Genomic DNA, 16,897 nt, shown 5'->3' with positions numbered 1-16,897 from the left:
CCGCGACAAGTAGGCCGCGGCCTCCCGCCGTCCCCCGGGCACCAGCCCTCCCGCGGGGCGCACGGGCACCGTCCTGTCACACCTCCGACGTACCGTCGTCCGCGTGTCCGCGAGCATCGACATCCGGCCCACGGAGGGCCGCTTCCGGGTCGTCAGCGAGTTCGAGCCCTCGGGCGACCAGCCGGCCGCGATCCGGGAGCTGGCCGAGCGGGTCAGGCGCGGCGAGAAGGACAGCGTCCTCCTCGGCGCCACCGGCACCGGCAAGTCCGCGACCACCGCCTGGTTGATCGAGCAGGTGCAGCGCCCGACGCTGGTGATGGCGCCGAACAAGACGCTCGCCGCCCAACTGGCCAACGAGTTCCGGGAGCTGCTCCCCGACAACGCGGTCGAGTACTTCGTCTCGTACTACGACTACTACCAGCCCGAGGCCTACGTCCCGCAGACCGACACCTACATCGAGAAGGACTCCTCGATCAACGAGGAGGTCGAGCGGCTGCGGCACTCCGCCACCAACAGCTTGTTCACCCGGCGCGACGTCGTGGTGGTCGCCACCGTCTCCTGCATCTACGGCCTGGGCACGCCGCAGGAGTACGTCGACCGGGCGCTGCGGCTGAAGGTCGGGGAGGAGCGCGACCGCGACGACCTGCTGCGCACCCTGGTCACCGAGCAGTACACCCGCAACGACCTGTCCTTCTCGCGCGGCACCTTCCGGGTCCGCGGCGACACCATCGAGATCTTCCCGGTGTACGAGGAGCTCGCCTGCCGGGTCGAGATGTTCGGCGACGAGGTCGAGCGGCTCTACTACCTGCACCCGCTGACCGGCGAGGTGGTCCGCGAGGTCGACGAGCTGTTCGTCTTCCCGGCCAGCCACTACGTCGCCGGGCCCGAGCGGATGGAGCGGGCGATCCGCTCGATCGAGGCCGAGCTGGAGCAGCGGCTGGCCGAGCTGGAGAAGCAGGGCAAGCTGCTGGAGGCCCAGCGGCTGCGCATGCGCACGACCTACGACATCGAGATGATGCGGCAGGTCGGCTTCTGCTCCGGCATCGAGAACTACTCGCGGCACATCGACGGGCGGTCCCCGGGCAGCGCCGGCTCCTGCCTGCTCGACTACTTCCCCGACGACTTCCTGCTGGTCATCGACGAGTCGCACGTCACCGTGCCGCAGATCGGCGGCATGTACGAGGGCGACATGAGCCGCAAGCGGACCCTGGTCGACCACGGCTTCCGCCTGCCGTCGGCGATGGACAACCGCCCGCTGAAGTGGGAGGAGTTCACCGACCGGATCGGGCAGACCGTCTACCTGTCGGCCACCCCGGGCGACTACGAGCTGGGCCGGGTCGGCGGCGAGGTCGTCGAGCAGGTCATCCGGCCCACCGGCCTGGTCGACCCGGAGGTCGTCGTCAAGCCCACCAAGGGGCAGATCGACGACCTGGTCCACGAGATCCGGCTGCGCACCGAGAAGGACGAGCGGGTGCTGGTCACCACGCTCACCAAGAAGATGGCCGAGGACCTCACCGATTACCTGCTCGAGCTCGGCATCAAGGTCCGCTACCTGCACTCGGAGGTCGACACGCTGCGCCGGGTCGAGCTGCTCCGCGAGCTGCGGCAGGGCGAGTACGACGTCCTGGTCGGCATCAACCTGCTGCGCGAGGGCCTCGACCTGCCCGAGGTGTCGCTGGTGGCGATCCTGGACGCCGACAAGGAGGGCTTCCTCCGGTCGAACCGGTCGCTCATCCAGACCATCGGCCGGGCGGCCCGCAACGTGTCCGGCCAGGTGCACATGTACGCCGACACGATCACGCCGTCGATGGCCATGGCCATCGACGAGACCAACCGCCGGCGCGAGAAGCAGATCGCCTACAACGCCGAGCGCGGGATCGACCCGCAGCCGCTGCGCAAGAAGATCGTCGACATCCTCGACGGCATCTACCGGGAGGCGGAGGACGCCGAGAGCTCGGCCCGGCTGCTCGGCGGCTCCGGGCGGCAGCAGTCCCGCGGCAAGGCGCCGGTGCCCGGCCTCTCGTCCAAGGCGCGGGGCAAGGCGGGCGCCATCGAGGTGCAGGGCCTGCCGCGGGCCGAGCTCGCCGACCTCATCACGCAGATGAACGAGCAGATGCTGGCGGCGGCCCGCGAGCTGCAGTTCGAGGTGGCCGCCCGGCTGCGCGACGAGCTGACCGAGCTCAAGAAGGAGCTGCGCCAGATGGACGCGGCGCACGCCTGAACGAGGACCGCCTCCCGTGCGACGCGACGAGCTGATCGGTTACTGCCTGGCCAAGCCGGGTGCCGAGGAGACCTATCCCTGGGGTGACGCGGAGCTGGTGGCCAAGGTCGGCGGCAAGGCGTTCGCGTTCATCGGCCTCGACGGCGGCACGGTCGGCGTCAAGTGCGGCCGCACCGCCGACGAGGCGGCCGAGTGGCGGGAGCGCTACCCGGGCGCCGTCACGATCAGCGGCTACATCGGCCGCTACGGCTGGAACGCCGTCGACTGGACCGGTCCGGTGCCCGACGACGAGGTGCGCGAGCTGATCGACGCCTCCTACACCGCGGCCGTCGCCGCCCTGCCGAGGAGCCGGCGCCCGGCGCAGGACTAGGACCGCAGGACCCGGGCCCCGCCCCCGCGGCCCGGCTCGACGCAAGAGGGGTTGCGCGTTACCGTGGAAGAGCCCGGAGCCCCAGCGCTCCGGCGTGGAGGGGAGTAACCCCCCGCGGCGGCGTCGTCAGTACGAGGTCCTCCGACCTCCGGCGCGGCCGGCGGCCCGGAACGGGCTGCGGGAGAGACCTCCGGAACGCACCGTGCGGCGCCCGCGCGCCGCCGATCCTCCGGAGGTCCTGCATGGACGTGCCCTTCTGGGTGTGGGCTGTCACCGTCGGCGCGATCATCGGCATGCTCGTGTTCGACTTCGTCGGCCACGTGCGCACGCCGCACGCGCCGTCGCTGCGCGAGTCGGCGACCTGGTCGGCGGTCTACGTCGGCATCGCGGTCGTCTTCGGCCTGCTCTTCTGGTGGGGGTGGGGCGCCGGCTTCGCCGGCGAGTACTTCGCCGGCTACCTCACCGAGAAGAGCCTGTCGGTCGACAACCTGTTCGTCTTCGTCCTGATCATGGCCGCGTTCGCGGTACCGCGGGAGCTGCAGCAGAAGGTGCTGCTGTTCGGCATCGCCTTCGCGCTGGCCTTGCGGACCGTCTTCATCCTGGTCGGCGCGGCTGCCATCGAGAACTTCAGCTGGGTGTTCTACCTGTTCGGCGCCGTCCTGGTCTGGACCGCGATCGCCCAGGCCCGCAGCGGCGGGCACGGCGGCGAGGAGGACTACCGCGAGAACGCCGTCCTCCGGTTCGCCCGCCGGCACCTGCGCACGACCGAGGAGTACGCCGGCGACCGCATGACCGTCCGGCTGCGGGGCCGGCGCCACCTCACTCCGCTGGCCATCGCGCTGGTCGCCATCGGCACCGCCGACGTCATCTTCGCCGTCGACTCCATCCCGGCGATCTTCGGCCTCACCCAGGAGACCTTCCTGGTGTTCGCCGCCAACGCCTTCTCGCTGCTCGGCCTGCGGCAGCTGTTCTTCCTCATCGACGGCCTGCTCGACCGGCTGGTCTACCTGGGCTACGGGCTGGCCGTGATCCTCGGCTTCATCGGCGCGAAGTTGATCATCCACGCGCTGCACACCAACGAGCTGCCGTTCCTCAACGGCGGGCAGCACATCACCGTCGTCCCCGAGGTCCCGACCTGGCTCTCACTGCTGGTCATCGCGGGCACGCTCGTCGTCACCACGGTGGCCAGCCTGGAGAAGGTCCGCCGCGACCGCCGCGAGCACGCTGCCGAGCTGCAGCGTGAGGTGGGCCACATGGCGCGGTGACACCCGGCGCCCCCGGCGACAACCGCCCGGCGGACCCGTACGCTGCCCCTGCAACACCGGCGGGCGCGCGGTCGCGGGTCCGCCGGGGGAGGGGAGTATCCCCCCGCGGCAGCGTCGTCAGTACGAGCTCGCGGGCCTCGCGGCCCGACGCGCTCCGGCGCTGCCGGTCGTGGGCCGGTGCCTGCGGCGGGAGAGACCTCCGGTGCTGACGACGCCAGTGTCCGGAGGAGCCTGCATGCCCGCGTGCCGCACCGCCGCCACCCGGGTCGTCCGCGCCTCGTCGCCGACCCCGTGGCGCATCCGGTAGCGAGCGCCGCGCACCCCGCCCCGTCCACCCTCTGACGCCCGCGCCGGGCCAGAGCCGTCCCCGTAGAGTGAGGCTCCGTGGAGCTCCCCACCTGGTTCGAGATCGCGACGTTCGTGGGACTCAGCGTCCTGCTGCTCGCCGATCTCGCGCTCGTCGTCCGCCGCCCGCACGAGCCGTCGATGAAAGAGGCGAGCCTGTGGGTGAGCTTCTACGTCAGCCTGGCGCTGGTCTTCGGCCTGGTCCTGCTCGCGGTGACCAACGGGCAGTTCGCGACGGAGTTCTACGCGGGCTGGCTGACCGAGTACAGCCTGTCGGTCGACAACCTCTTCGTCTTCGTGATCATCATGGCGCGCTTCCGCGTGCCCCGGTACCTCCAGCAGGAGGTGCTGATGATCGGCATCATCATCGCGCTGGTCCTGCGCGGCATCTTCATCCTCGCCGGCGCGGCGCTGATCAGCCGGTTCACCTGGGTCTTCTACATCTTCGGCGCGTTCCTGGTGTACACGGCGATCAACCTCGTGCGGCACCGTGACGAGGAGGACGAGTACGAGGAGAACGCCCTCATCCGCCGGATGCGCCGCGTCCTGCCGATGACCCAGGACTACCGCGGCAGCAAGATCCGGGTGAAGGAGAACGGCCGGAGGCTGTTCACGCCGCTGATCATCGTGTTCATCGCCATCGGCACGACCGACCTGATCTTCGCGCTCGACAGCATCCCGGCCATCTTCGGCCTCACCCGCGAGCCGTTCATCGTCTTCACGGCGAACGTCTTCGCGCTGATGGGCCTGCGGCAGCTGTACTTCCTGCTCGGTGGCCTGCTCAAGCGGCTGGTCTACCTGTCGCTGGGGCTCGCCGTGATCCTGGCCTTCATCGGCGTCAAGCTGATCATGGAGGCGCTGCACGAGAACACGCTGCCGTTCATCAACGGTGGCGAGCACATCGACGCCGTGCCCACGATCCCGATCTGGCTGTCGCTGTCGATCATCCTCGGCGTCCTGCTGGTCGCGACCGTCGCGAGCCTGCTCAAGACCCGCGGCGAGCTGGTGTCGGTCGAGGAGCCGGTCGTCACGCCGGAGGAGGCCCGGGCCTCCTCCTCGCTGGGCCCGCAGGCCGAGGCCGAGGTCGAGCCCCGTCTGGAGCGGGAGGCCGAGGCCGCCGCGCCCGGCACGCCCTCCGACGAGGAGCGCAGCCGCCGCTGATCGGCGTCGCCCCGGCGGGACGGGGACCGTGCGCCGCACCGTCCCCGTCCCGCCGCGGCGCCCCGGACAGCGTCGCGAGCCATGCGCCCGGACGACCTGGCCCTGCTCCGCACTCCGGGTGCGGCGGCGGTCTCCCCGGACGGTCGCATCGCCGTCGTCGCCGTCACCCGGCTCGACCTGGCGGCCGACGCCTACCGCAGCCGGCTGTGGGCGGTGCCCACGGACGGCTCCGCGCCCGCCCGTCCGCTGACCGCCGGGCACCGCGACACCGCGCCGGCGTTCTCGCCCGACGGGCGCTGGCTGGCCTACCTCGACGCCGGCGAGGACGGCCGGCCGCAGATCGCCGTCCTGCCCACCGCCGGCGGGGCCGCCCGCCGGCTGACCCGCCACCCGCTGGGGGCCGGCCGCCCGGTCTGGGCGCCGGACTCCGGCCGGCTCGCCTACACCGCGCGGGTGCCCGGGGCGGTTCCCCGTGACGCCGGCGCCCCACGGCTGATCACCACGCTGCCGGACCCGTTCGACGACGGCGGCTCCCCGGACGACGGGCGCAGCCACGTGTTCGTCCTCCACCTGCCCGATCCGCACGGGGACGACGACGGACCGCCGCCCGCGCCGGTGCAACGGACGGATGGCGACGCCGACGACGCCGACGTCGCCTGGAGCCCGGACGGCGCCGAGCTCGCCTTCGTCCGGGCCGAGGACGACTCGGCGCGCACCGTGCACGTCGTGCCCGCCGGCGGCGGCGGGCCGCGGCGGGTCACCACCGGCCGCCGGGCATGCGCACTGCCGGCGTACGCGCCGGACGGGCGCCTGCTGGTCACCGTCGACGACGGGTGCCCGGTGCCCTGCCTCGTCGGCGCCGACGGCGCCCTCGAGCCGCTGCTCGACCCGGGCCCGCACTCCCGCGGCTGCCCCACGCCTGCTCCCGTGGTCGTGGACGGCGCGGTGCTCGTCGGGGTCCGGTGGCGCGGTGCGGTGCAGCTGGTCCGCGTCCCCCTGGACGGCGGAGCGGCCGAGCCGCTGGTGGAGGGACCGTTCACGGTCTCCGGTACCGGCGCCGGCGGCGGGGTGGTGGTGGCCACCGTGGCGCACGACCGGTCCGCCGGCGAGCTGGTCGCGATCACGCCGGGACGCCGCCGGCTGCTGACCGGCTTCGGCCGGGCGCTGGGGGAGACCGGGCGGCTGCACCCGGTGCGGGAGCGGACGACGACCGCCGCCGGCGGCGCGACCGTGGACGGCTGGGTGGCGCTCCCCGACGGCCCGGGCCCGCACCCGGTGCTGCTCGTGCTCCACGACGGGCCGTCGGAGCCCGGCTGGCGGCTGCTCGACGAGACGCAGGTCGCCGTCTCGGCCGGCTACGCCGTCGTCCGCAGCTCCCCGAGCTCCTCGGACGCCGAACGGGACGCCGACGACCTCCTCGCCCTCCTCGACGCCGCCCTCGCCGACCCGGCCCTGGACGGTGAGCGGGTCGGCGTCCACGGCGCCGGTCACGGCGGCTGGCTGACCGCCCGCCTGCTGACCCGGACGACGCGGTTCACCGCCGCCGTCGTGGAGCGGGCAGCACCCGGGCCCGAGGGCGCAGCCGGCGCGCCGCTCGACACCGCGCCGATCCGCACCCCGACCCTGGTCGTGCACGCCGAGGCGGACTGGTCGGGCCCGCCCGAGCTCGGTCCCCGGCTGCACGCCGAACTGCGGCGGCGCGGCGTGCCCGCCGAGCTGCTGCTGTTCCCCGGGGAGGGGCGCGGGCTCGCGCGGTGCGGCCGGCCCCGGCACCGGCTCGCCCGGTTGGAGCACCTGCTGCGCTGGTGGGCGCGCTGGCTGCCGACGGGAGGGCGGGCCGGGTGACGGCGGGACCGCCTACCCGCGTGCTCGGCCGCCGCGCGCTGGGCCGGGCGACGCTGGCCCGGCAGCTGCTGCTGGAGCGGGTGGCGCGGCCGGTGCCCGACGCCCTCGAGCACGTCGTCGGCCTGCAGGGGCAGGAGCCGCGTATCCCGCACCTGTCGCTGTGGAACCGGCTGGCCGGCTACGACCCCGCCTCGCTGGACGCGCTCATGACCGGCCGGGCGGTGGTGCGGACACCGCTGATGCGCACCACGATCCACACGGTCACCACCGCCGACGCCCGAGCGCTGCGGCCGCTGCTGCAACCCGTGCTCGACCGGGTGCTCGCCGGCACCGCCTGGGGGCAGCGGCTCCGCGGTCAGGACCTCGACGACGTCGTCGCCGAGGCGCGGGACCTGCTGGCCGGGCGGCCGATGGGCCGGGCCGCGCTGGCCCGGGAACTGGCCGGCCGGCACCCGGGACTCGACGCCGAATCGGTCGCCTTCGCCGTGAGCTACCGGGTGCCGTGGGTGCAGCCGCCGCCGCGCGGGCTGTGGTCGGGCACCGGCGCGGCCGTGATGGTCCCGCTGGATTCCTGGGTGCCCGCCGATCCGGCGGACCTGCCGGTCCCGATGACGGCGGAGGAGCTGGTGCGGCGGTACCTGGCGGCGTTCGACCCGGCGACGGTGCGCGACGTCCAGGCCTGGTGCGGCCTGACCCGGCTGCGCGAGGTGACCGACCGGCTGGGCGACCGGCTGCGGCGCTTGCGCGGCGAGGACGGTGCCGAGCTGCTCGACGTCCCGGACGCGCCGCTGCCCGATCCGGACATCCCGGCGCCGGTGCGCTTCCTCGCCGAGTACGACAACGTGACGCTCTCGCACGCCGACCGGTCGCGCGTGGTGGTGGAGGGCGACCACCGGCCCCTGCGCCGCGGCGCGGGTGGCTGGGTGGGCAGCGTGCTGGTCGACGGGCTGGTCTCGGCGACGTGGGCGGCCCGGCCGGGTGGCCCGGCGATGGTCCTGACGGTGCGCCCCTCCCGCCCGCTCACCCCGGCGGAGCGGGCGGACGTCGAGGCCGAGGGGCGGGTCCTCCTCGCCTTCCTGGCGCCCGAGCGCGCGGCCGACGTCCGGTTCGAGGCCGGGTGACCGGCCCGGCTGCCGTCCCGTGGGACGGCGACGGCGTCGTGACCCTGCCCTCCGGGGTGCGGGTTCGTGGCCGCCGGACGGACCGCCCGGCGCCGGCCGTCGACTTCGCGCTCGTGCTCGGCCGGGGCCCGGCCCCGCCGTGGCCGCACCGCCGCGTCCGCTGGCCCGATTTCTGGGTGCCGACCGACCGGGCCGACGCCCTGGCGGCCCTGCGCGAGACCCGCGACCGCGCCGGCGCGGGGCAGCGCGTCGAGGTCTGCTGCCGCGGGGGCGTCGGCCGCACCGGGACCGCGCTCGCCGCCCTCGCCGTCCTCGACGGGGCCTCGCCGCGCGACGCCGTCCGCTGGGTCCGCCGCTGCTACGCCCCCCGGGCGGTCGAGGTGCCGTGGCAGCGGTGGTGGCTGTCCGCCGTCCGCTAGGACGCCGCGGACGGGTGCAGGCCGCCGCCCCCGGCGGTGAAGGTGCCCTCGGGACCCGCCGGCGCCGGCAGCTCGGCGTCCCCGCCGGGCACGGGCACGCCCGCGACGCCGTTCACCGACTCCGTGGAATACGCGTACGTCAGCAGGGCGAAGGCCATGAGGTCGCTGTTCACGTCGAGCGCGTGCAGCGCCACGTTGTCGTTGCCGTCGCAGGCCTCGTGGTAGCACGGGTCGAACTGCTCGCCCGCGGTGCCACCCCAGATGGCCACCTGCTGGTCGGTCTTGACCTCCTCGGCCCCGGTGAACAGGCCGCCCGACGGGATGCCCGCGCCGATGAACGCCTGGTAGTCGCTGCGTCCGGAGAACTCGGTGTCGTCGTAGGGCTCGCCGACGCTGGTGTACCAGGCCTCGAACAGGTCCTCGATCGCCTCCGATCCCGCCGGGATCGGCACGCCCTCGGGAGCCGGGTAGGTCGACTGGTCGGCGTCGTAGACCTGCTGGACGTAGTTGGGCGAGCCGATCATGTCGAAGTTGAGGTAGAGCGCGATCCGCTCGAGCTCCCACGGCGGCAGGCCGGCGACGTAGTCGGTCGAGCCGATCAGGCCGAGTTCCTCGACGGCCCACCAGGCGAAGCGCAGCGTGTTCCGCGGTTCGAGGTCGGCCAGCGCGATCGCCGTCTCGAGCAGCGCGGCCGAGCCGGACGCGTTGTCGTTGATCCCCGGGCCCTCGGGGACGCTGTCCAGGTGGGCACCGGCCACGACGACGTTGTCGAAGTCCTCGCCCGGCAGCTCGGCGACCACGTTGTAGTCGGTGCGGTCCTCCGGTGGCAGCACGTTGACGTAGGCGGTCGCGCCCGGCTGGGCCAGCGCCTCGCCGTCGGCGAAGCTGGCGCCCACGACGGGGATCGGCTGCTGCACCGGCCCGTCCACGCCGGTCACCGAGCTCGCGTCGGCGACGATGAGCCCCTCGCGGTCGGGCGCGTCGCCCTGGTTGAAGACGACGACCGCCTCGGCGCCGGCCTCGGCCGCGTTCTGCGCCTTGTCGCCGAAGAAGCAGGTACCGCGCTGGACCAGTGCGATGTCGGCCGGGCCGCTGAGGTCCAGCCCCGCGAAGTCCTCCGGCTCGCAGGCGCTGGTCGAGGCGCGGTCGCCGGTCAGGTTGATGTCGACCGGGACGACGGGCCCCTCGACCTCGCCCGAGCCGCTCCCGGTGAACACGCCGGTCTCCAGGTCGGCCTCGGCGGGGGCCAGCTGCCGGAGGGTGGCGGGGAAGTTGTACACGAACTCGACGGGGTCGAGCGTCACGACGTAGCCGGCCTCGCGGAGCCGGTCGGCGACGTAGCGGACGCTCTCCGTGTAGCCCGGCGTCCCCGCGCTGCGGCTGCCCGGGTAGTCGGAGTCGGTGTTGTTGTCGGCGATCTTCTGGAACTCGGCCTGGTGCTCGCGCACGCCCTCGACCGTGACGCACTCGAGGAGCGCCGCGTAGCTGTCGTTGACCCGGTCCGCGCAGGCCTCCGGCTGGGCGGACGCTGCGGCGCCGGGCAGCACCGCGGCCAGCAGCAGGGCTCCCGACCCCGCGGCCACCGCGCGGTGCGTCGTCCGCCTGGGCGTCGTCCGCCTGGGCGTCGTGCGCCGAACTGCCATGCCGACCTCCTCGTCGTCCGGTGGGCGACGGTGACCACCGGAACCGCATCGCGCGGTCACGGTGAGGATGGCCCTGCTCGCGCCCTGCGCAAGTCGAGCCGTCGCCGGATCCCACGTCGGGACCCGCAGCGGCTGCCGTCCGTCACGCAGGGTTCCTAGACGAGCGCGTTGCGTTGCCCGCGTCGGGATCGCCGCGAGCTGATCCTCTCGATCCCGCGCCAGGAGGCCCCGGCCGGCGCCATGGCGTGACCGTCCGGGGGAGAGGCCGGGGTCGGGCGACCCCGGCCCCGCTGACCAGCGCCTGGACCGCCTGGGAGGGTCGAAGGGGTCATCTCAGCCATCCGCTCCGGTCGCGGAGCGGTCGTGGACGGCCCGTCTCGTCTCGTACCACGTCGCGCCGACCGGCTCGCCGGCCATGTTCCAGCTCCAGGAGATCCGGGGGGTGATGCGTAGGTACGGACCCGGACCCACCATCCCGACCCGCTCCACGGGACCGTCGGCCACGCCGTAGACCCTGATCCCACGCGCGACGAAAGGGTCGAGGGACGGCAGGTCGTCCACCACCAGGGCGACCTTGCGACGTCCGGCCCGCACGTTGCCGACCTTGCGGGTCCGCAGGACGCTCTCACCGGTGCCGCCGACCCAGAAGAAGGCACCGTCGAACTCGACGGCGACCGGTACGACGTCGGGCTGGTCGTGCTCACCCACCGTCGCCAGCCGCGCGATCCCGTGGGACCGCAGGAACTCGATCTCGTCGGCCCCGAAGGTCACCTGGTCACCAGCCGCGAGCGCGCCACTCCCCGAGATGGGGACGCTCGGCGCCGAGCGTGGTGTCCTTGCCGTGGCCGGGGTAGATCCAGGTGTCGTCCGGGAGCCGGTCGAACAACCGCTGCTCGACGTCGTCGATGAGGCTGGTGAAGCGCTCGGCGTCCCCACGGGTGTTGCCGACGCCGCCCGGGAAGAGGCTGTCGCCCGTGAAGACGTGCACCCCGGCGTCGCCCGGGCCGCGCCAGACCAGCGCGATCGAGCCGGGGGTGTGGCCCCGCAGGTGCACCACTTCCAGCGACTGCTCGCCGACGGTCACCGTGTCGCCGTGCTCGACCGGGCGCTGCACGGGCACCGGCAGGTCCGCGGCGTCGTCCGGGTGCGCCACGGTGGTCGCCCCGGTGGCCTCCACGACCTGGGGCAGCGCGCGGTGGTGGTCCCAGTGCCCGTGGGTGGTCACCACGGTCCGCAGCGGGGCGTCGCCGACCAGGGCCAGGACGGCGTCCGGCTCGGCGGCCGCGTCGACGAGCAGCGCGTCGCCCGTGGCGGTGCAGCGCAGCAGGTAGACGTTGTTCGCCATCTCGCTCACGGCGAGCTTGCTGAGGGTCAGCCCGGGCAGGTCGCGGACGTCGGCCGGGCCACCGACCTCGACGTCGCCGGTGTAGCCGCCGGGGGATCCGGCCATCCCGACCTCCATCGGAAAGTGTCGTCGGACGCGGATACGGTCCGGGGGTGGACGCTAGCCGAGCTCCCGACGGCACTCACCTGGTCGGCCTGCCGGCCACGGACATCGCGGCGCTGGTCCGGGCGGGGGAGGTCCCGGCGGTCGACGTGGTCCGGGCCCACCTGGCCCACATCGCGGCCGTCGAGGGCCGGATCGGTGCCTTCCGGGTCGTGCGCGCCGAGGCCGCGTTGGCCGAGGCGCGGGCGGTCGACACCGCACTCACCCGGTTCGCGCTCCCGCTGGCCGGGGTGCCGGTCGCGGTCAAGGACAACGTGGCCGTCGCCGGCGAGGAGTGCACCGACGGCGTGCCGGCGTCCGGCCGTGCCGCCGAGCGCCGCCACCACCCGGTGGTCGCCCGGCTGCGCGGGGCGGGTGCCGTCGTCATCGGCATCACCCGCGTCCCGGAGCTGTGCGTCTTCGCCGCGACCGACGGTCCGGGCGCCGTCACCCGCAACCCGTGGGACACGGCCCGCTCGCCCGCGGGCAGCTCCGGCGGCAGCGCAGCCGCGGTCGCAGCGGGGTGCGTGCCGCTGGCGCACGGCAACGACGGCCTGGGCTCGCTGCGCCTGCCGGCGGCCGCCTGCGGGCTGGTGACGCTCAAGCCGGGGCGCGGCGTCGTCCCGGCGGGGATCGGTGCCGACAGCTGGTCGGGTATGGCCGAGAACGGCGTCCTCGCCACCACGGTCGCCGACCTCACCCTGGCGCACGCCGTGCTGGCGGACGAGCAGCCGGCGCCGCCGGCCGCGCCCGGGCGGCCGCTCCGGATCGCCGTGTCGACGCGCTCGCCGCTCCCCGGCGCGATCGCCGACGGCCCCACCCGGGCGGCGGTCGAGGCCACCGCGGGCTCGCTCGCCGCGGCCGGCCACGTCGTCGTGCGGCGGCACCCGCCGGCCGGGCCGGGCGCGACTGCAGCCGTGCTGGCGCGCTGGTTCGCCGGCGCGCGCGACGACGCGGCGCACCTGGGGGTCGCCGTGGCCGATCTCGAGCCGCGCATCCGGACGCACGCCCGGCTCGGCCGGCTGGTCCGGGCGGCCGGCGGGCCGCGCGCCGCCGCCGCCGAGCGCTTCCGGGCCCGCATGACGGGCTTCTTCGCCGCCTCCGACGTGCTGCTGACGCCGGTCACCACCGGCCCGCCGCTTCCCGCGCGCCCGTGGCACGAGCGCTCGTGGCTGGCCAACGTCACCGCCAACGCCCGGTGGGCCCCGTGGACGGCGGCGTGGAACCTCGCCGGCCTGCCCGCGCTCGTGCTGCCGGCCGGACGGCGACCCGACGGCGCCCCGGTCGCCGTCCAGCTCGTCGGCCCCCCGGGAGCCGAGGGGCGACTACTCTGGCTGGCCGGAGAGCTCGAGCGCCGGCAGCCGTGGCGCCGCCACGCACCGGTCTTCGACCCCACCGCGGCACCGACCGGAACACCCGTCTGAGCACCCGACCGACCGCCGGCCGGGCGCCCGCCCGGCGCGGGGTCCAGCTCACCGCCGCACGGCGGACGACGTCGCGGGCCCCGGTGTTGCACCGGGAGCGCACGACCCGGCCGTCCCGGCCGCCGTACCGCACCACCGCGCACCAGCCACAGCGACCGACAGGGATCACATGGACAGGCTCGTCGTCCGCGGCGCCCGAGAGCACAACCTCAAGGACGTCCACCTCGACCTCCCGCGCGACGCGTTGATCGTCTTCACCGGCCTGTCCGGGTCCGGCAAGTCGAGCCTGGCGTTCGACACGATCTTCGCCGAGGGCCAGCGTCGGTACGTCGAGTCGCTGTCGGCCTACGCCCGCCAGTTCCTCGGCCAGATGGACAAGCCGGACGTCGACTTCATCGAGGGCCTCAGCCCGGCCGTCTCGATCGACCAGAAGTCGACCAACCGCAACCCGCGGTCGACCGTCGGCACCATCACCGAGGTCTACGACTACCTCCGGCTGCTGTACGCCCGCGCCGGGCAGCCGCACTGCCCGAACTGCGGCAAGCCGATCGCCCGCCAGACGCCCCAGCAGATCGTCGACCAGGTGCTCGCCATGGCGGAGGGCACCCGCTTCCAGGTGCTCGCCCCCGTCGTGCGGGCCCGCAAGGGCGAGTACGTCGACCTGTTCAGCTCGCTGCAGACGCAGGGCTTCTCCCGCGTCCGGGTCGACGGCACGGTGCACCAGCTGACCGACCCACCGAAGCTGAAGAAGCAGGAGAAGCACACGATCGAGGTGATCGTCGACCGGCTCACCGTCAAGGAGAGCAACAAGCGGCGGCTCACCGACTCGGTGGAGACCGCACTCGGCCTGGCCGGCGGGCTCGTCGTCCTCGACTTCGTCGACCTGCCCGAGGACGACCCGCACCGCGAGCGGACCTACTCCGAGCACCTCGCCTGCGTCGACGACGGCCTGTCGTTCGAGGCGCTCGAGCCCCGATCGTTCTCCTTCAACTCGCCCTTCGGCGCCTGCCCGGAGTGCACCGGCATCGGCACCCGCAAGGAGGTCGACCCCGACCTCGTCGTCCCCGACCCGGGGAAGAGCCTGGGCCAGGGCGCGGTCGCGCCGTGGGCGGGTTCGATGAGCAACGAGTACTTCACCCGGCTGCTCAGCGGCCTCGCCGACCAGCTCGGCTTCTCCATGGACACGCCGTGGGAGCGGCTGCCGGCCCGCGTGCAGAAGGCCGTGCTGCACGGGTCGCCCGACCAGGTGCACGTCCGCTACAAGAACCGGTACGGCCGCGAGCGCAGCTACTACGCGAGCTTCGAGGGCGTGCTGCCCTTCCTCGAGCGGCGGCACGAGGACACCGACAGCGATTACATGCGGGACAAGTACGAGGGCTACATGCGCGACGTGCCCTGTCCCGTGTGCCACGGCACGCGGCTCAAGCCGGAGATCCTCGCGGTCAAGCTCGGCAGCCGGTCGATCGCCGAGGTCACCAGCCTCTCCATCGGCGAGGCGGCCACCTGGCTGGGCGCGCTCGAACTGGGCGAGCGGGAGCGGGCCATCGCCGACCGCGTGCTCCGCGAGATCCAGGCCCGGCTTTCTTTCTTGGTCGACGTCGGGCTGGACTACCTGTCGCTCGATCGGCCCGCCGCCACGCTCGCCGGCGGCGAGGCGCAGCGGATCCGGCTGGCCACGCAGATCGGCTCCGGGCTGGTCGGCGTCCTGTACGTGCTCGACGAGCCCTCCATCGGGCTGCACCAGCGCGACAACACCCGGCTGATCGAGACGCTCGTCCGGCTGCGCGACATGGGCAACACGCTGATCGTCGTCGAGCACGACGAGGACACCATCAAGGTGGCCGACTGGGTGGTCGACATCGGCCCCGGCGCCGGCGAGCACGGGGGCGAGATCGTCATCAGCGGCACGGTCGAGGAGCTGCTGGCCAGCGAGCACTCGCTCACCGGCCAGTACCTGTCGGGGCGCAAGGAGATCGTCGTCCCGACGGTCCGCCGGGCGCCGCAGCCGGGGCGGGAGCTGGTGGTCAAGGGCGCCCGGGAGCACAACCTCAAGGGCGTCGACGTCACCTTCCCGCTCGGCTGCTTCCTAGCGGTCACGGGGGTCTCGGGCTCGGGCAAGTCCACTCTGGTCAACGACATCCTCTACACGTCGCTGGCCAACGAGCTCAACCGCGCCCGGCTGGTGCCCGGCCGGCACCGCACCATCACCGGTCTCGACCAGCTCGACAAGGTCGTGCACGTCGACCAGTCACCGATCGGCCGCACGCCGCGGTCCAACCCGGCCACGTACACCGGCGTCTACGACCACATCCGCAAGTTGTTCGCCAGCACGTCGGAGGCGAAGATCCGGGGCTACCAGCCCGGGCGGTTCTCGTTCAACGTCAAGGGCGGCCGCTGCGAGGCGTGCTCCGGCGACGGCACGATCAAGATCGAGATGAACTTCCTGCCGGACGTGTACGTGCCGTGCGAAGTGTGCAAGGGGGCCCGCTACAACCGGGAGACCCTGGAGGTGCACTACAAGGGCAGGACGATCGCCGAGGTCCTCGACATGCCGATCGAGGAGGCCGCGGACTTCTTCGCCGCCATCCCGGCGATCGCCCGGCACCTGACGACGCTGACGCAGGTGGGCCTGGGGTACGTGCGGCTCGGCCAGCCGGCGCCGACGCTCTCCGGGGGCGAGGCGCAGCGGGTGAAGCTGGCCAGCGAGCTGCAGAGGCGCTCGACCGGCCGGACGATCTACGTCCTCGACGAGCCGACCACCGGCCTGCACTTCGAGGACATCCGCAAGCTGCTCCTGGTGCTCCAGGGCCTCGTCGACAAGGGCAACTCGGTGGTCGTCATCGAGCACAACCTCGACGTGATCAAGAGCGCCGACTGGGTCGTCGACATGGGCCCCGAGGGCGGCTTCCGCGGCGGCACCGTCGTCGCCGAGGGCCCGCCGGAGTTCGTGGCGACCGTGCCGGAGAGCCACACCGGCCGGTACCTGGCGAAGATCCTCGACCCGGACGCCGTGGCCGCCGCAGCCGACGGGGCGAAGAAGCGCAGCCGGCGCAAGGCCAGCTGACCGGGGTCGCCGTGGCCGGTGAGGGCCACCGGCCCGCCGCCGCCGGTGGGGGGGACCCGTCCGCCGCGGCCGGTGTGGGGGGGACCCGTCCCGCTGCGGCTGGTAGGGGCACCCGTCCCGCTGCGGCTGGTAGGGGCACCCGTCCCGCCACGGCTGGTAGGGGCACCCGTCCCGCCACGGCTGGTAGGGGCACCCGTCCCGCCACGGCTGGCCGGGTGGCGGCCGGCGCGGGCGACCCGGCCATCCACCGAGCCGCACGGTGCCTGTCCGCGGGGAGCCGTGGGCCCGATCGGCATGCGCCGGATCGCGTGTCGCGCCGGGTGCGGAGCCGCCGCCGCGCCTCCCGCCCGATGACCTCGCAGGTCAGCGGGCCATTCCTTGATCCGTGCCTTGCGCATGGGAGCACTCGAACATATGATCGAATGCATGGAAGGCGAGGTGGCGGACGAACCATTGGCCGCCTCGTGTCCGGCGGTACCGCATCAGCCGCCTTCCCGAGGGACCGCCGTGACGGTGGCTGGTGCGACGGTGGC

General features: G+C 73.9%; 12 protein-coding genes. 9 read left to right on the top strand and 3 right to left on the bottom strand.

The genetic code is table 11. From position 1 onward, the window contains the following. Positions 1-103: 103 nt before the first annotated feature. The 7 genes from uvrB (at position 104) to OF117_RS01510 (ending at position 8,747) form a co-directional block, all read left to right on the top strand. Positions 104-2,221 (top strand): excinuclease ABC subunit UvrB, encoded by a 2,118-nt coding sequence (gene uvrB, locus OF117_RS01540; RefSeq protein ID WP_263551028.1) that lies wholly within the window; start codon positions 104-106, stop codon positions 2,219-2,221. Between the two features lie 16 nt (positions 2,222-2,237). Further along, entirely contained in the window at positions 2,238-2,591 is a 354-nt protein-coding gene (locus OF117_RS01535) for an MmcQ/YjbR family DNA-binding protein (protein ID WP_263551027.1), read from the top strand. A 242-nt stretch (positions 2,592-2,833) separates the two neighbouring features. Then, positions 2,834-3,856 carry a TerC family protein gene (locus OF117_RS01530; RefSeq protein ID WP_263551026.1) on the top strand — a complete coding sequence of 341 codons (1,023 nt, stop codon included), beginning with the start codon at positions 2,834-2,836 and terminating at the stop codon, positions 3,854-3,856. A gap of 384 nt (positions 3,857-4,240) precedes the next feature. After that, complete coding sequence (locus tag OF117_RS01525) at positions 4,241-5,362, top strand: TerC family protein (RefSeq protein ID WP_263551025.1); 1,122 nt, start codon at positions 4,241-4,243, stop codon at positions 5,360-5,362. Between the two features lie 81 nt (positions 5,363-5,443). After that, entirely contained in the window at positions 5,444-7,207 is a 1,764-nt protein-coding gene (locus OF117_RS01520; protein WP_263551024.1) for a prolyl oligopeptidase family serine peptidase, read from the top strand. A 20-nt stretch (positions 7,208-7,227) separates the two neighbouring features. Beyond that, positions 7,228-8,328 carry a winged helix DNA-binding domain-containing protein gene (locus tag OF117_RS01515; protein WP_263551023.1) on the top strand — a complete coding sequence of 367 codons (1,101 nt, stop codon included), beginning with the start codon at positions 7,228-7,230 and terminating at the stop codon, positions 8,326-8,328. Next, the gene (locus tag OF117_RS01510) at positions 8,325-8,747 is read left to right on the top strand and encodes a protein-tyrosine phosphatase family protein (RefSeq protein WP_263551022.1); all 423 of its coding nucleotides are present in this window, start codon (positions 8,325-8,327) and stop codon (positions 8,745-8,747) included. The genes OF117_RS01515 and OF117_RS01510 overlap by 4 nt, the downstream gene beginning before the upstream one ends. On the opposite strand, the gene OF117_RS01505 is transcribed toward OF117_RS01510, so the two are convergent. The 3 genes from OF117_RS01505 to OF117_RS01495 form a co-directional block, all read right to left on the bottom strand. Next, positions 8,744-10,390, bottom strand: a complete 1,647-nt coding sequence (locus tag OF117_RS01505; protein ID WP_263551021.1) for a M28 family peptidase — start codon at positions 10,388-10,390, stop codon at positions 8,744-8,746. The genes OF117_RS01510 and OF117_RS01505 overlap by 4 nt on opposite strands. A 333-nt stretch (positions 10,391-10,723) precedes the next feature. Then, positions 10,724-11,161 (bottom strand): PPOX class F420-dependent oxidoreductase, encoded by a 438-nt coding sequence (locus tag OF117_RS01500; RefSeq protein ID WP_263551020.1) that lies wholly within the window; start codon positions 11,159-11,161, stop codon positions 10,724-10,726. A gap of 4 nt (positions 11,162-11,165) precedes the next feature. After that, complete coding sequence (locus tag OF117_RS01495; protein ID WP_263551019.1) at positions 11,166-11,840, bottom strand: MBL fold metallo-hydrolase; 675 nt, start codon at positions 11,838-11,840, stop codon at positions 11,166-11,168. A 47-nt stretch (positions 11,841-11,887) separates the two neighbouring features. Between OF117_RS01495 and OF117_RS01490 the strand changes: the two genes are divergently transcribed. Both OF117_RS01490 and uvrA read left to right on the top strand, forming a co-directional pair. Next, positions 11,888-13,300: an amidase gene (locus OF117_RS01490; protein WP_263551018.1), complete on the top strand. Its 1,413-nt coding sequence runs from the start codon at positions 11,888-11,890 to the stop codon at positions 13,298-13,300. Positions 13,301-13,469: 169 nt separating this feature from the next. Further along, the gene (gene uvrA / locus OF117_RS01485) at positions 13,470-16,364 is read left to right on the top strand and encodes an excinuclease ABC subunit UvrA (RefSeq protein WP_263551017.1); all 2,895 of its coding nucleotides are present in this window, start codon (positions 13,470-13,472) and stop codon (positions 16,362-16,364) included. Positions 16,365-16,897 lie beyond the last annotated feature (533 nt).

The organism is Geodermatophilus sp. YIM 151500 (assembly GCF_025716945.1).
GTDB lineage: Bacteria > Actinomycetota > Actinomycetes > Mycobacteriales > Geodermatophilaceae > YIM-151500.
Note: the sequence above shows the minus strand (reverse complement) of the source record. Positions and strands in the feature narration are given on the sequence as shown.

Coding starts and splice junctions, on each gene's coding strand:
- OF117_RS01530 (WP_263551026.1), top strand. CDS start 2,834: ATGGACGTGCCCTTCTGGGTGTGGGCTGTCACCGTCGGCGCGATCATC.
- OF117_RS01495 (WP_263551019.1), bottom strand. CDS start 11,840: ATGGCCGGATCCCCCGGCGGCTACACCGGCGACGTCGAGGTCGGTGGC.
- uvrA (WP_263551017.1), top strand. CDS start 13,470: ATGGACAGGCTCGTCGTCCGCGGCGCCCGAGAGCACAACCTCAAGGAC.
- OF117_RS01505 (WP_263551021.1), bottom strand. CDS start 10,390: ATGGCAGTTCGGCGCACGACGCCCAGGCGGACGACGCCCAGGCGGACG.
- OF117_RS01520 (WP_263551024.1), top strand. CDS start 5,444: ATGCGCCCGGACGACCTGGCCCTGCTCCGCACTCCGGGTGCGGCGGCG.